Here is a 14,107-nt window from a genome sequence, read left to right as displayed (position 1 = left end):
GTCAACAACTGATACTCGAAGTAAATGCCTTAAATATTAATTAAAAACTACAAGAATACTTTATGCGTACCAATAATTCACACGTCAAGAAAATAATTACATCAATATATTTTGTTCTCCTAGTTTTAGCCATTGCGTTGCCTATTTTTATAAAATCACTAAGAATTTTCAGTGGCAATCCAACATTGAATTCTGTGATTTTTGCAGTTGTATTTGCTGGATTATTTTTTCTAGTCCATTTTATATGTAAGTTTTTTGAATATGACAGTGATGGCACAAAAGTCATTTTAACAAATAAAGGATTATTACTTTCTCAATATTTTAACTACAGACAACATGTGCTCGAATTTGAAAAGGAAAGTTTAATAGCCTACAGTTTTAAAAATTATATAATATATAGAACATTATCAATTTACATTAAAGATTCTAGAGGTAAAAAACGAAGAGAAACTTTCAATATTACTTTGGTCACAAGACGCAAACGCAGATATATAAGACAATCTTTGAAAAAAATTGTAAAAGCAAATAAAAAAGCTTCATAATTAATGAGTGATGATACTAACGATTTAGTCAACGAACAAGACGATAATAACGAAACTATTACCAAGGTTACTGGTATGTATAAAGATTGGTTTCTAGATTACGCATCGTATGTAATTTTAGAACGCGCTGTTCCAGCTATTGAAGATGGTTTTAAGCCAGTGCAACGTCGTATCATGCATTCCATGAAAGATTTGGATGATGGTCGATATAACAAAGTTGCAAACATAGTTGGTCATACCATGCAATACCATCCACATGGTGATGCAAGTATTGCAGATGCTATGGTTCAAATTGGTCAAAAAGATTTATTAATCGATACGCAAGGAAACTGGGGAAATATTCTCACGGGTGATCGTGCTGCAGCATCACGTTATATTGAAGCGCGATTATCAAAATTTGCATTAGACGTTGTTTACAACCCAAAAATTACAGAATGGCAATCGAGTTATGATGCACGTCGTAAAGAACCTGTAAATTTACCAGTAATGTTTCCTTTGTTATTGGCACAAGGTGGCGAGGGCATTGCTGTAGGACTTTCAACTAAAATATTACCTCATAATTTTATAGAACTCATTGATGCCTCAATAAAACATTTAAAAGGAAAACGATTTACCATTCTTCCAGATTTTCCAACAGCAGGTATTGCAGATTTTTCAAATTATAATGATGGATTAAGAGGCGGAAAGGTTAGAGTTAGAGCTAAAATCTCACAACTTGATAAAAACACCTTAGTTATTACTGAAATTCCTTTCGGAACAAATACGTCGTCATTAATTGATTCTATCCTAAAAGCGAATGATAAAGGAAAAATCAAGATTAAAAAAATTGAAGATAATACTGCTGCAGATGTTGAAATTTTAGTGCATTTACCTTCAGGAATTTCGCCAGATAAAACCATTGATGCTCTTTACGCTTTTACCAGTTGTGAAACTTCAATTTCTCCCTTAGGATGTGTAATTGAAGATAATAAACCATTTTTTGTCGGTGTTTCTGAAATGTTACGCCGTTCAACAGATAATACTGTTCAGCTTTTAAAAAGTAACTTAGAAATCAAGCTTAGTGAATTTGAAGAGCAATGGCATTTTGCTTCCTTAGAGCGTATTTTTATTGAAAAAAGAATCTATCGTGATATTGAAGAAGAGGAAACTTGGGATGGTGTAATTAGCGCTATAGATAAAGGATTAAAACCACATATTAAACATTTAAAACGTGCCATCACTGTTGAAGATATTACACGTTTAACAGAAATCCGAATCAAACGTATTTCAAAATTTGATATTGATAAAGCTCAACAAAAAATTGATGCGCTTGAAGATCAAATTGCAGAAGTGAAACATCACTTAGCAAACTTAATCGAGTATTCAATTACTTATTTTGAGCGTCTTAAAAAAGACTATGGTGAAGGTCGTGAACGTAAAACTGAAATCAGAACTTTTGAAGATGTAGATGCTGCAAAGGTGATTATTCGAAATACAAAGCTTTACGTCAATAGAGAGGAAGGCTTTATAGGTACTTCATTAAGACGTGATGAATACGTCTGTGATTGTAGTGATATTGATGATATTATTGTATTCACAAATGAAGGCAAAATGATGGTTACCAAAGTGGATAGCAAAACCTTTATCGGTAAAGATATTATTCACGTTGCTGTCTTTAAGAAAAAAGATAAACGTACCATTTATAATATGATTTATCGGGATGGTAGTAAAGGTCCAACATATATCAAACGTTTTGCAGTGACCTCAGTAACTCGTGATCGCGAATACGATTTGACCAATGAAAATAAAGGTTCTAAAGTTTGGTACTTTTCAGCAAACCCAAATGGTGAAGCTGAAGTCATTACAATTCATCTGAGACAAGCTGGTAGTATTAAAAAATTAAAATGGGATATTGATTTTGCCGAAGTCCTTATTAAAGGTCGTGCATCTAAAGGAAATCGTGTTACCAAATATTCAGTTAAGAAAATTGAACTTAAAGAAAAAGGTGTTTCCACTTTAAAACCACGAAAAATATGGTTTGACGATACAGTTCAACGACTTAACGTTGATGGAAGAGGTGAATTGGTTGGTGAGTTTAGAGGTGAAGATCGTTTGCTAATCATTACACAATCTGGAATGGCTAAAACCATTTTACCAGAACTTACAACACATTTTGATAACGATATGATTGTCTTAGAAAAATGGATTCCTAAAAAACCAATTTCTGTTATCTATTTTAATGGCGAAAAAGAAATGTATTACGTAAAGCGTTTCTTAATTGAAAATGAAGGAAAAGAAGATTCGTTTATCTCTGAGCATCCTAACTCCCAATTGGAAATCGTTTCTACCGACTGGAAACCAATGGCAGAAATTGAATTCACCAAAGAAAGAGGTAAAGACCGAAAGGATAATGAAATTGTCAATCTTGAAGAATTCATAGCTATAAAAGGAATATCTGCGCTTGGTAATCAATTGACTAAAGACAAAGTGAATCAAGTAAACATCTTAGAACCTTTACCATACGAAGCGCCAGAAGAAGTACATGCCGTAGATATTGAGGTTGTTGATGAAATAATTGAACCGACTTCAGATGCAACTAAAGAACCAGAAGACACTCCTCAAGTTAAAGATGATGACTTAGATGTGGATGAGAAAGGTCAAGGGAAGTTGTTTTAATACTTTAAATAGACACTTTACAATCTAACAGTTCAAGTAGCTCTTTTTGATAGTACTTATAGATATCAGGAATATGAAGAACTTTAATCTTACTATTAAATATCCTATTGCTGTGCTTGTTTATGATTTTTCTGTGCTTTTCTTCCATAGTATAAACCAAATCAGCCCAAACTAAATCATTTTCTGTAATAAAATTTGTGCCTTCTTTATTACAAATTTTCTGGTTAGTACCTACAGAGTGAAAATTGTGGTTAAGATTTTTGGAAGAAAAATAATCTTCAGCAGTTTTTGACCTTTGCTTATTGGCAGAACAAACAAATAAAATGTTCATGATGTTTTCTTCTTCTTTCGATTAGCCGACTTATAATTCAAGAACTCTACAAATAAAGAGAATGCTATTGCAAAATACAGGTAACCTTTTGGAATGGCGCCAACCGTGTTTCCAAAGAATTCGGTATGCGATAAATGTGCGGCTTCAGTAATAAGCATGAACCCAATTAAGATTAAGAACGCCAATCCTAACATTTGAATACTCGGATTTATCTCAATAAACTTGCGTATTGGATTAGCAAAAACAATCATTATAACAATTGAAATCATAACAGCAATAATCATCAATACTAAAGTGTAATTATGATTTGGATGCAAATTATTAGTCATTCCAACTGCGGTTAAAATGGAATCAATTGAAAAAATAAAATCAATAATCAAAATTTGAGTCAAGGCTTGCGACAAGGATTTAATTTTTTTGCCTTTTATATTGTCTTCATCATGTTCTGGATCTGTTACCTTCTCTCTTATTTCAGAAGTGCTTTTATAAATTAAAAACAACCCACCAGCTAATAGTATAATCGCTTGCCAACTTATATGAACCTCAAACCAAGAAGTTTCTAAAGAATAAAACGGTTTTGAAAGTCCGACTAAAAAGGATACAAAAAATAGCAATATAATACGTTGGACCATTGCCAATATTAAACCAATATTTGTTGCTTTAGAGCGCTGGTTTTCAGGCAATTTGTTTGCGGCTATGGAAATAAATACAATATTATCTATTCCTAGAATAATCTCTAAAAACGTTAAGGTTAACAATGCCATAATCGCATCACTGGTCAATAAAAAATCTAACATAATTAGTCTATTTTTTTTGCTGTACCTTTTTCAATTCGTGGCTTATTATAAGGCTCTTTTACCGCTAATTGATATTCAAAAGTATAGGTGTCTTTTGCAGTGCTCAAAATTTTAAAATGAATAGCTTTCTCTTCGGCCATAGATTTAGGATGCAACGATTTTTGTATAAACTCACAATCGTTAATCCATCGCACACTTGCTGAATCTATTTTATTATCAAAATAATCAATATTCATGGTTTCTGTCCTAACAAATTTACTAGTCTTTTCAATACCATCAACTACATAAGTGAACTCAAACGTTCCGGTTTTAAATTCAGAACAATTCCGTTCAATGTTATAGCAGCTAGTACAAAGTAAACAACAGGCTAATATTAGGGTAATCCTCATGAATTGTATTTTTTACAAAATTACAAAATGACAATTAATTAATGAGATATATTGAAGGATTCATGAGCACATTAATTTTGGATCAAAAGCACCTATAATAGCGTATTTGAAAAAATAAAACGAAACGTTACGAATTTTCGAAATTTTGAAAACTACCATCCTTATAAAATATAACAATACGATCTATAGATTTATCATTAGAGTTTTCAATTTGAGGAATACTTGTCTTCGGAAATACATCCGATTCTTTTTCTGGAGAATGAGTCCCATGTTTTACTTCAATCGGAAATTTACCTTTACCATTCATTAACCAATACAATTCAACTTCAGGAAAGGAGGAAAGTACCTTTAGAACAAAATCTAGACTAGGTTTATTTCGACCAGAAAGAATATGTGAAATGCTAGAGCGTTGCACTCCAATTTTTTCAGCAAAAGATGATGCAGATTCACCGTAGTAATCCATCACTTTTTGCAGTCTATTTGTAAAATCTTCAGTGTTTATCATTGTAAACAATAGCAATTGATTTATGAACGTTACAAATGTAAACTTATTTTATGAAATAACAATATTCGCCATACTTTCTTCAAATTTCATCTAATCTATTGCATTAAGTTAGTATTAATAAAATATTGATTTATAATTATTTAAATGCAATATCTATATTAAGGAATAAATCTTTATTCCTTTTAAACAAAACAGAATCAAAACTAAAGGTACTTGTTTACTAATGTAATCTGATTTGGCTCAAAACAGTGTTTACAATTGTAAAAAGTCATTTGATTACCTTTGTTACAATCAATACGATTTTATGCAGACAGAACTTTTAAAATCCCTTTACAAAACCCATAAAGAATTATCGCTTTCTGGACGCTATATTCATACTGAAACAATTTTAAATTTATTAGAAAACTCTAGAATAAATCCGTTAGTAGCTTTAATCGGACATTCAGTTAATAATGAAAACATCTATAGCATAACAATTGGAAAAGGTTCTAAAAAAATTCTCATGTGGTCACAAATGCATGGAAACGAAAGCACAACAACTAAGGCCATTTTTGACATGCTTAATGTTTTATTGGCTTCAGAATCGATTTCAAAATCTATTTTAGCGTCTTGTACCATTAGAATTATACCCATTTTAAATCCAGATGGTGCAAAAGCCTATACTCGGCTAAATGCCAATGAGATTGATCTAAACAGAGATGCGCAAGACCTTTCACAACCAGAAAGCAAAGTCTTAAAGAAGGTTTTTGATTCATTTAAGCCAAATTATTGTTTTAATCTTCATGGTCAGCGCACACTATTTAGTGCAGGAAACTCAAATAATCCTGCAACCGTGTCATTTCTTGCTCCAGCTCAAGATGAAAATTGCACAATTACATCAACAAGAAAAATTGCTATGGAGATCATTTCAGAAATGAATTCTTATTTACAACAGCAAATTCCTAATCAGATCGGTATTTATGACGATGCTTTTAATATTAATTGTGTTGGTGATACATTTCAAAATCATAACATTCCTACCATGTTATTCGAAGCGGGACATTTTCCTAACGATTATCATAGAGACATTACACGTGAGTATATTTTCCAATCCTTGTTCATTGCTTTACACTACATTTCAGACCATACTATTTCTGGAAATAACCATAAAACTTATTTTAAAATTCCAGAAAACCAGAAGTTATTTTATGACATTATAATTAGAAATACATCCAATAAAGATATTGGCATACAGTTTCATGAAGAATTGATAGAAAATTCTATTCATTTTGCGCCTAAAATTGAAAAAATCTCAGACTTAAGCTCTTTTTTTGCACATAAAGAGATTGATGCTAGAGGACAAGAGGTATTTGCAGCTAACAACGAACCAATTGCTGAAGGAAGCGAAAACGATTTCGTATGGATAAATAATGAGAAATATTCATTGAAAATGAAAAATATCTAGCATTTAGTACATTATCTTCAGTCTTTTTGCGTTATTTTTGTATAAAATTTAAAGAAACTGAATAATGGCAAAGTACAAATTAGATGAAATTGATCATCAAATTTTAGATATGTTAATCGATAATACGAGAATTCCTTTCACTGATATTGCAAAAAAATTAGTGATTTCTGCAGGAACTGTTCATGTAAGAGTGAAGAAAATGGAAGAAGCAGGAATTATTCAAGGATCATCATTAACCTTAGATTATAAAAAACTTGGGTATTCATTTATTGCATACGTTGGTGTGTTTTTAAATAATACGTCTCAAACCAAATTTGTTTTAGAGCGTATTAGCGAAATACCATATGTAACTGTCGCTCATATTACGACTGGAAAATTTAATATATTTTGTAAAGTAAGAGCAAAGGATACATCACATGCAAAAGATATTATCTTTATGTTAGATGATATCGAAGGCATTTACAGAACTGAAACTATGATTTCTCTTGAAGAAAGTATAAACGACAAAAAACGTTTAATGCATACTATTTTCAACGAATTGTAAAGCTTAACCTAATAATTATCTTAACTAGGATTAATCCCTTTATCTTTGAAAGATAGAGGGGTTTTTCGTTATTTTATACACTAAATATTTAAAAATGACAAGACATCAACTCAGTTCCAAGGAATGTATTCCTTACTATCAAACTTATATTGATCAAGCAGGTGAATTAGGTTTGATGGAAGGCTTAAAACAAAATGGAGAAACTATTATTTCATTTTTAGAATCTCTAACTGAAGAACAATTTAGTTATGCGTATGCTGATGACAAATGGACGATCAAAGAGCTTGTTCAGCATATTATGGATACAGAACGTATTTTTACTTATAGAGCTTTGTGTTTTGCTAGAAAAGACAAAACGCCATTACCAGGTTATGATCAAGATAAATACGCAAACGCTTGTGAGGCTAATATACGCACAAAGGAAAGTTTACTAAAAGAATACAAAGCATTACGATTAGCTACAGTTTCCCTTTTTGAAAGTTTTTCCGACGATATGTTACTCCAATTTGGGAATGCAAGTCAATCTGACATCTCAGTAAGGGCATTAGGTTTTATATTAATTGGACATGAAAACCATCATTGTAAAGTCATAAAAGAACGTTATATATAAATAAAAAAACCACCTTTAATTAAGGTGGTTTTTAACTAGTATTTTAAATTGGTTTAGAATTGATACCTAATACCTAAAGCAATATCAAAATCAATATCATCTCTAAAATCCCCAAATCCTAATTCTGGTCTAAAATCTAAAGACAGTAATAATGGGATATCAAAATTATATTCAATACCTATATCACCAGCAACAAAAACGAAGGTTTCGCTACTATCAAAACCTGGAACTACATTGTCAAAGCTATAAGATCCAATTCCTCCACCAGCACCAGCGTACCAGTTAAATCCTCCATCAATGTTCCAAACCCACTGGTATAAACCAGAAAGTTTAAATCCATCATAACCGCTTCCTGATCTCCAACCAAGATCAAATTCTAAACGATTATTGTCACTCAATCCTCTTTGGTAAGATATTTCTGCACCAAAACCATCACTGTCACCTAAACGAAGTCCAAGTGCGTTTTCTGCAATCTCTTGAGCGTTAACTGTTGTAAAACCAATAAATGCAATTGCTACTAAAAATAATTTTTTCATAAGATTTAATTTTTGTTTTTATTAATTAAGATTGATGTAGACTTAAAAAAGTCTAATAATTTATATTTCGTTTACTTTTACAAAAATAACGCCAAAAACTATTTTTTATTAATTTTCTTTATAGTTTTATAAACATACTTATACATAATTATGGTTACTAATTCTCAATTACAAATCTTGTCATCTCAATTGGCTGGTGAGTTGTATTTTGATGAATTAATGAAAACCCTCTATGCAACAGACGCTTCAGTTTATAGAATGTTACCAACAGCAGTAGCAATTCCTAAAACTAAAACTGACATAAAGACTCTCATTCAATTTGCGAATACTCATAAAACGTCGTTAATTCCGAGGGCCGCAGGAACATCACTAGCTGGACAATGTGTTGGAAAAGGAATTGTTGTAGATATATCGAAATACTTTACCAAGATATTAGACATCAATGAAAAAACACAAACAGTAACTGTACAACCAGGCGTTGTTAGAGATGAACTTAATAATTATTTAAAGCCATTTGGCTTATTTTTTGGTCCGAATACGTCTACATCAAATCGCTGCATGATAGGAGGTATGGTTGGAAATAATTCTTCAGGAACCACATCTATTCAATATGGTGTGACCAGAGATAAAGTTTTAGAATTACACACTATTTTAAGTGATGGTTCTGAAGCTGTTTTTTCTGAAATATCTACTGAAGCGTTTCATGAGAAAACACAACTTAATACAATTGAAGGCGCCATCTATAAACAAATTTTTGATGAGTTATCTTCAAAAGTCGTACAACAACAGATTAGAGACAACTTTCCAAAACCAGAAATTCATCGAAGAAATACTGGTTATGCTATTGATGAATTAATTAAAGCAAATGTGTTTTCAGAATCTACTAATAAATTCAACATGTGCAAACTGCTTTCCGGTAGTGAAGGCACATTGGCATTTACTACACAAATTACACTTCAATTAGATAAAATACCACCTTCAGAATCTATAATGATTGCTGCGCATTTTAAAAGCATTCAAAATTGCTTAAATGCTGTTGAACCTGTTATGAATCACAATTTATTCACCTGTGAAATGATGGATAAAACAATTCTAGATTTAACGAAACATAACAAAATACAACAAGAAAACAGAACCTTTATAATTGATGATCCTCAAGCCATTTTAATGTGTGAAGTTAAAGCAAACACGATTCAAGAAGTTGAAGAAAAAGCTCAAGACGTTGTAAAAACTTTGGCGTTATCAAAATTAAGCTATGCTAATCCTATGCTTGTAGGAAATGATATAAGCAAAGCAAATGAGCTCAGAAAAGCGGGATTAGGATTACTGGGCAATATGATTGGCGACAAGAAAACTGCTGCATGCATTGAAGACACTGCTGTTTCTATTTCTGATTTATCAAATTATATTGAAGCGTTTACTAGCTTAATGAAAAAACACGGACAAAAAGCCGTGTATTATGCACATGCTGGAGCTGGTGAGTTGCATTTGCGTCCGATTTTAAACTTAAAAAAAAGGGCAGATGTTAAATTATTCAGAGAAATAACAACTGATGTTGCACATTTAGTCAAGAAGTATAAAGGCTCAATGAGTGGTGAACATGGTGATGGTATTGTTAGAGCAGAATTTATTCCATTAATGATTGGAACAAATAATTACGAAATCCTCAAACGAATTAAATCAGTATTTGATCCTAATAATATTTTTAATCCTGGAAAAATCATTAATGCTTTTCCAATGGATGAATCACTTCGTTATGAAGCAGATAGACAAGAACCAGAGATTGAAACAATATTAGATTTCAGTAGCTCTCAAGGTATTTTACGTGAAGCTGAAAAATGCAATGGTTCTGGAGATTGCAGAAAACTGCCTGAGTTTGGTGGCACTATGTGTCCGAGTTATAGAGCAACACGAAATGAAAAGGATACGACCAGAGCAAGAGCAAATGCTTTACGTGAATTCTTAACGCAATCAGACAAACCAAACAAATTCAATCATAAAGAACTAAAAGAGGTATTCGATTTATGTTTAAGCTGTAAGGCATGTGCTAGTGAATGTCCGAGTAGTGTTGATGTGGCTAGTTTAAAAGCAGAATTACAGTATCAATATCAAAAGGCAAATGGCTTTAAATTTAAAGATCGGTTTTTCGCCAATTCTACGCGATATAATAAGATGGCTTCAAAGAGTCCTAAGTTTTTTAATGCTCTTTTTCAAGGAAAGTTTACGTCATCAATTATTAAAAACATTTTAGGGATACATCCCAAGAGAAGCTTACCTGTTGTATCGAAGTCATATTCAAGTTTGGCAAATTTTTCGGATTGGATTGGTGATGAGAATTATACTCAAAAGCCCATAAAAACTGTGCATATATATGTTGATGAGTTTACAAATTATCTTGAATCTGAAATAGCTAATGATGTTCAAGTTTTACTTGAATCATTAAATTACAAAGTAATATATATTAACCACTTAGAAAGTGGTAGATCATATTTGTCAAAGGGTTTTCTTGACGAAGCTAAAAGGATTGCAAATAAGAATATCAACTATTTTAAGACTCTTGTAGATGATGATTTTTATTTGCTAGGAATAGAACCTTCAGCAATTCTAACGTTCAAAGATGAATACATCAAACTAGCAGATGACAAAGCTTCAGCAGAGACTATTGCAAAACACGCCTTCTTAATCGAAGAATTCCTTCAGCAAGAAATAGAATTAGGAAACATTACATCTGAACAATTTACTTCAGAGCTTAAAACCATTAAGTTTCATGGCCATTGTCATCAAAAAGCTTTAGCAAACCAATCGTCTAGTTTTGCTGTATTAAATTTACCTAAAAATTATAAGGTTACTATAATTCCTAGTGGTTGCTGTGGAATGGCAGGAAGTTTTGGATACGAAAAAAAACATTACGATATCAGTATGCAAATTGGTGAACAAACTTTGTTTCCAGCGGTTAGAAATGCTACAGACGAGGTGATAATTTCGGCAAATGGAACTAGTTGCAGACATCAAATAAAAGACGGTACACAACGTGAAGCGATACATCCAGTAACCATTTTGAGGAATGCATTAATTAAAAAAGAATAGTATTAACTTGTTTCATTATTACCAATGTATCAATTAACTTAGCACAAAAACTACTTTATGGCAGGAAATACCTTCGGAAAAATTTTCAAACTCACCACATTTGGAGAGTCGCATGGCGTTGCTATTGGAGGAATCATTGATGGTTGTCCTGCTGGTTTAAAACTTGATTTTGAAGCTATTCAAGACGACTTAAATCGTAGAAAACCTGGTCAATCTGCAATAGTTACACAGCGTAAAGAGCCTGATACCGTTGAATTCCTTTCGGGACTATTTGAAGGTCAAACTACTGGAACTCCAATTGGATTCGTCATTAAAAACACGAATCAGAAATCTAAAGATTATTCGCATATCAAAGATGTATATCGACCCAGTCATGCGGATTATACCTACGAAAAAAAGTATGGCATCAGAGATTATAGAGGTGGAGGACGAAGTTCTGCTCGCGAAACAGCTTGTCGAGTTGTTGCTGGTTCAATTGCCAAACAAGTGATTAACACTGTTAAGATAAATGCATATACGTCTTCAGTAGGTGCTATTTTTCTGGAGAAGCCATATCAGGATTTAGATTTTTCTAAAACTGAAAGTAATGATGTGCGTTGTCCAGATCAGGATACAGCAGAACGCATGATAAATAGAATAAAAGCCATTAAAAAGGAAGGGGATACCATTGGAGGCACCATTACCTGTGTGCTTCAGAATGTACCTATTGGACTTGGAGAACCTGTATTTGACAAACTTCATGCCGACCTTGGTAAAGCAATGCTAAGCATTAATGCCGTAAAAGGTTTTGAGTTTGGAAGTGGATTTTGTGGTGCTCGAATGAAAGGAAGTGAACACAATGATTTATTCAACAAAGATGGTTCGACAAAAACTAATTTATCTGGTGGAATTCAAGGCGGAATAAGCAACGGAATGGATATATATTTTAGAGTTGCATTTAAACCTGTTGCAACAATTATTCAGAAACAAGACACCATAGATAGCTCAGGAAATATTGTCGAAATGCAAGGTAAAGGACGTCATGATCCTTGCGTTGTTCCAAGAGCAATTCCTATTGTTGAAGCTATGGCAGCTTTGGTATTAGCAGATTTTTACTTGCTAAATAAAATGTATCAATAATTATCTTGAATTTGGCTGAAGAAGAGAAGAATGATTCAATCGCACGGTTTTTATAAAAGCTTAAACAAGCCAAGAAAACTAGATGATATGGATTTTTATTTTATTTTGGTCTAGCTATTTTAGTTGCTGTAATCATTAGGTATTAAAACAAGTACAAAAACATTTTTAATTTAAACTTCAATACGATATATGAAAAAACTAGCACTACATTGGAAAATTTTAATCGGAATGCTATTAGGTTTAGTATTTGGCTTTGTTATGCTTAAGGTTGGAGGAAGAGAGTTTACTGAAGATTGGATTAAACCTATAGGTTCCATTTTTGTTAAATTACTAAAGTTGATTGCTATTCCTTTAATATTAGCCTCATTAATTAAAGGGATTTCAGATTTAAAAGATATTTCTAAGTTTAAAAACATAGGATTAAAAACCATAGGAATATATATAATTACAACTGTAATTGCCATTTCAATTGGATTAATGCTTGTAAACATTATGCAACCTGGAGATGGTGTGTCTGAAGAAACTATTGCCAAACTTACTGAAACGTATTCAGAAAATAGTAGTGTTAAAGCAAAAATAGAAGAGGCCTCAAAGCAAATGAATACAGGACCATTACAGTTTTTAGAAGATATGGTTCCAGATAATGCCTTTAATGCTTTAAGTAATAATAAGCTAATGCTTCAGGTGATATTCTTCTCCATATTTTTAGGTATTTCGATGCTTCTGATAGGAGAAAAACAAGCTGAACCAATGAAGAAATTATTTGATTCGTTAAATGATATTGTTCTAAAAATGGTGGACTTAATTATGTTGAGTGCTCCAATCGCTGTATTCGCATTATTGGCAAATGTCGTCGTTTCTTCAGACGACCCAGATATCCTTTATGCTTTATTGAAATATGCTGGTGTAGTAGTTTTAGGTTTAGTTTTAATGATTGTATTCTATTGCATTCTTGTTGCTACCATTACAAAGAAAAATCCATTTTGGTTTTTAAAAGAAATAAGTCCTGCTCAGCTTCTAGCATTTTCAACAAGTTCTAGTGCAGCAACCCTTCCTGTTACTATGGAACGCGTTGAAGAACACATTGGTGTAGACAAAGAAGTATCTAGTTTTGTATTACCAGTTGGAGCAACAATCAACATGGATGGAACAAGTTTATACCAAGCTGTTGCTGCAGTATTTATATTTCAAGCACTCGGATTAGATTTAACTTTCGCAGATCAAATTACTATCGTGTTAACAGCTTTGTTAGCTTCTATAGGAAGTGCAGCCGTACCTGGAGCAGGAATGGTGATGCTTGTGATTGTACTAGAATCTGTTGGTCTTCCACCAGAACTATTACCAATAGGATTAGCATTAATATTTGCAGTCGATAGACCTTTAGATATGTGTCGTACAGTCGTAAACGTTACAGGAGATGCAACTGTGTCTATGATAGTAGCTAAATCTGTAGGCAAACTTGGTGAACCAAAAGTGAAGAATTGGGACGACAACTATGAAGAAGTAAAATAAAATTTCTAAATTTAAATGCGATTAATCAACCAAAAT

At 32.3% G+C, this 14,107-nt stretch carries 13 protein-coding genes; 8 read left to right on the top strand and 5 right to left on the bottom strand.

Going from position 1 to position 14,107, the window contains the following annotated elements; genetic code table 11:
• Positions 1 to 62: 62 nt before the first annotated feature.
• Together VOI25_RS10335 and VOI25_RS10330 are read left to right on the top strand one after the other, a co-directional pair.
• Positions 63 to 542, top strand: coding sequence for a hypothetical protein (locus tag VOI25_RS10335; protein WP_323788994.1), 480 nt, complete (start codon positions 63 to 65; stop codon positions 540 to 542).
• A 3-nt stretch (positions 543 to 545) separates the two neighbouring features.
• Positions 546 to 3,197: a DNA gyrase/topoisomerase IV subunit A gene (locus tag VOI25_RS10330; RefSeq protein WP_323788993.1), complete on the top strand. Its 2,652-nt coding sequence runs from the start codon at positions 546 to 548 to the stop codon at positions 3,195 to 3,197.
• Between the two features lie 4 nt (positions 3,198 to 3,201).
• Here VOI25_RS10330 and VOI25_RS10325 read toward each other — a convergent pair whose 3' ends face one another.
• The 4 genes from VOI25_RS10325 to VOI25_RS10310 all read right to left on the bottom strand — a co-directional run bounded on the left by VOI25_RS10325 (position 3,202) and on the right by VOI25_RS10310 (position 5,219).
• Positions 3,202 to 3,528, bottom strand: a complete 327-nt coding sequence (locus VOI25_RS10325) for a phosphotyrosine protein phosphatase (RefSeq protein WP_323788992.1) — start codon at positions 3,526 to 3,528, stop codon at positions 3,202 to 3,204.
• Positions 3,525 to 4,325, bottom strand: a complete 801-nt coding sequence (locus tag VOI25_RS10320) for a TerC family protein (RefSeq protein WP_323788991.1) — start codon at positions 4,323 to 4,325, stop codon at positions 3,525 to 3,527. Before VOI25_RS10320 ends, VOI25_RS10325 begins: the two co-directional genes overlap by 4 nt.
• 2 nt (positions 4,326 to 4,327) lie before the next feature.
• Complete coding sequence (locus tag VOI25_RS10315) at positions 4,328 to 4,714, bottom strand: hypothetical protein (RefSeq protein ID WP_323788990.1); 387 nt, start codon at positions 4,712 to 4,714, stop codon at positions 4,328 to 4,330.
• A gap of 127 nt (positions 4,715 to 4,841) precedes the next feature.
• Complete coding sequence (locus tag VOI25_RS10310; RefSeq protein WP_323788989.1) at positions 4,842 to 5,219, bottom strand: helix-turn-helix transcriptional regulator; 378 nt, start codon at positions 5,217 to 5,219, stop codon at positions 4,842 to 4,844.
• A gap of 304 nt (positions 5,220 to 5,523) precedes the next feature.
• Here VOI25_RS10310 and VOI25_RS10305 point away from each other — a divergent pair, with 304 nt between their 5' ends.
• The 3 genes from VOI25_RS10305 (at position 5,524) to VOI25_RS10295 (ending at position 7,817) form a co-directional block, all read left to right on the top strand.
• On the top strand, positions 5,524 to 6,663 hold the full coding sequence (locus VOI25_RS10305) for a M14 metallopeptidase family protein (protein WP_323788988.1): 1,140 nt from the start codon (positions 5,524 to 5,526) through the stop codon (positions 6,661 to 6,663).
• A 64-nt stretch (positions 6,664 to 6,727) separates the two neighbouring features.
• Entirely contained in the window at positions 6,728 to 7,207 is a 480-nt protein-coding gene (locus tag VOI25_RS10300) for an Lrp/AsnC family transcriptional regulator (protein ID WP_323788987.1), read from the top strand.
• A gap of 94 nt (positions 7,208 to 7,301) precedes the next feature.
• Positions 7,302 to 7,817: a DinB family protein gene (locus VOI25_RS10295; RefSeq protein WP_323788986.1), complete on the top strand. Its 516-nt coding sequence runs from the start codon at positions 7,302 to 7,304 to the stop codon at positions 7,815 to 7,817.
• Between the two features lie 53 nt (positions 7,818 to 7,870).
• Here VOI25_RS10295 and VOI25_RS10290 read toward each other — a convergent pair whose 3' ends face one another.
• Entirely contained in the window at positions 7,871 to 8,353 is a 483-nt protein-coding gene (locus tag VOI25_RS10290) for a hypothetical protein (RefSeq protein WP_323788985.1), read from the bottom strand.
• 150 nt (positions 8,354 to 8,503) lie between these two features.
• On the opposite strand from VOI25_RS10290, the gene VOI25_RS10285 reads away from it, so the two are divergent.
• The 3 genes from VOI25_RS10285 to VOI25_RS10275 all read left to right on the top strand — a co-directional run bounded on the left by VOI25_RS10285 (position 8,504) and on the right by VOI25_RS10275 (position 14,071).
• Positions 8,504 to 11,440, top strand: coding sequence for an FAD-binding and (Fe-S)-binding domain-containing protein (locus tag VOI25_RS10285; RefSeq protein ID WP_323788984.1), 2,937 nt, complete (start codon positions 8,504 to 8,506; stop codon positions 11,438 to 11,440).
• Positions 11,441 to 11,497: 57 nt separating this feature from the next.
• Positions 11,498 to 12,559 (top strand): chorismate synthase, encoded by a 1,062-nt coding sequence (aroC, locus tag VOI25_RS10280; protein WP_323788983.1) that lies wholly within the window; start codon positions 11,498 to 11,500, stop codon positions 12,557 to 12,559.
• Positions 12,560 to 12,748: 189 nt separating this feature from the next.
• Positions 12,749 to 14,071, top strand: a complete 1,323-nt coding sequence (locus VOI25_RS10275) for a dicarboxylate/amino acid:cation symporter (protein ID WP_323788982.1) — start codon at positions 12,749 to 12,751, stop codon at positions 14,069 to 14,071.
• Positions 14,072 to 14,107: the final 36 nt, after the last annotated feature.

The organism is Psychroserpens sp., from assembly GCF_034670085.1.
Taxonomy (GTDB): Bacteria; Bacteroidota; Bacteroidia; order Flavobacteriales; family Flavobacteriaceae; genus Psychroserpens.
This window is presented reverse-complemented; position numbering and strand designations above follow the sequence as displayed.

What these genes read in the sequence shown, in the direction of transcription:
- VOI25_RS10300 (WP_323788987.1), top strand. Translation starts at nt 6,728, where the DNA reads ATGGCAAAGTACAAATTAGATGAAATTGATCATCAAATTTTAGATATG.
- VOI25_RS10320 (WP_323788991.1), bottom strand. Translation starts at nt 4,325, where the DNA reads ATGTTAGATTTTTTATTGACCAGTGATGCGATTATGGCATTGTTAACC.
- VOI25_RS10305 (WP_323788988.1), top strand. Translation starts at nt 5,524, where the DNA reads ATGCAGACAGAACTTTTAAAATCCCTTTACAAAACCCATAAAGAATTA.
- VOI25_RS10325 (WP_323788992.1), bottom strand. Translation starts at nt 3,528, where the DNA reads ATGAACATTTTATTTGTTTGTTCTGCCAATAAGCAAAGGTCAAAAACT.
- VOI25_RS10285 (WP_323788984.1), top strand. Translation starts at nt 8,504, where the DNA reads ATGGTTACTAATTCTCAATTACAAATCTTGTCATCTCAATTGGCTGGT.
- VOI25_RS10310 (WP_323788989.1), bottom strand. Translation starts at nt 5,219, where the DNA reads ATGATAAACACTGAAGATTTTACAAATAGACTGCAAAAAGTGATGGAT.
- VOI25_RS10275 (WP_323788982.1), top strand. Translation starts at nt 12,749, where the DNA reads ATGAAAAAACTAGCACTACATTGGAAAATTTTAATCGGAATGCTATTA.
- VOI25_RS10315 (WP_323788990.1), bottom strand. Translation starts at nt 4,714, where the DNA reads ATGAGGATTACCCTAATATTAGCCTGTTGTTTACTTTGTACTAGCTGC.
- VOI25_RS10330 (WP_323788993.1), top strand. Translation starts at nt 546, where the DNA reads ATGAGTGATGATACTAACGATTTAGTCAACGAACAAGACGATAATAAC.
- VOI25_RS10290 (WP_323788985.1), bottom strand. Translation starts at nt 8,353, where the DNA reads ATGAAAAAATTATTTTTAGTAGCAATTGCATTTATTGGTTTTACAACA.
- VOI25_RS10335 (WP_323788994.1), top strand. Translation starts at nt 63, where the DNA reads ATGCGTACCAATAATTCACACGTCAAGAAAATAATTACATCAATATAT.
- aroC (WP_323788983.1), top strand. Translation starts at nt 11,498, where the DNA reads ATGGCAGGAAATACCTTCGGAAAAATTTTCAAACTCACCACATTTGGA.
- VOI25_RS10295 (WP_323788986.1), top strand. Translation starts at nt 7,302, where the DNA reads ATGACAAGACATCAACTCAGTTCCAAGGAATGTATTCCTTACTATCAA.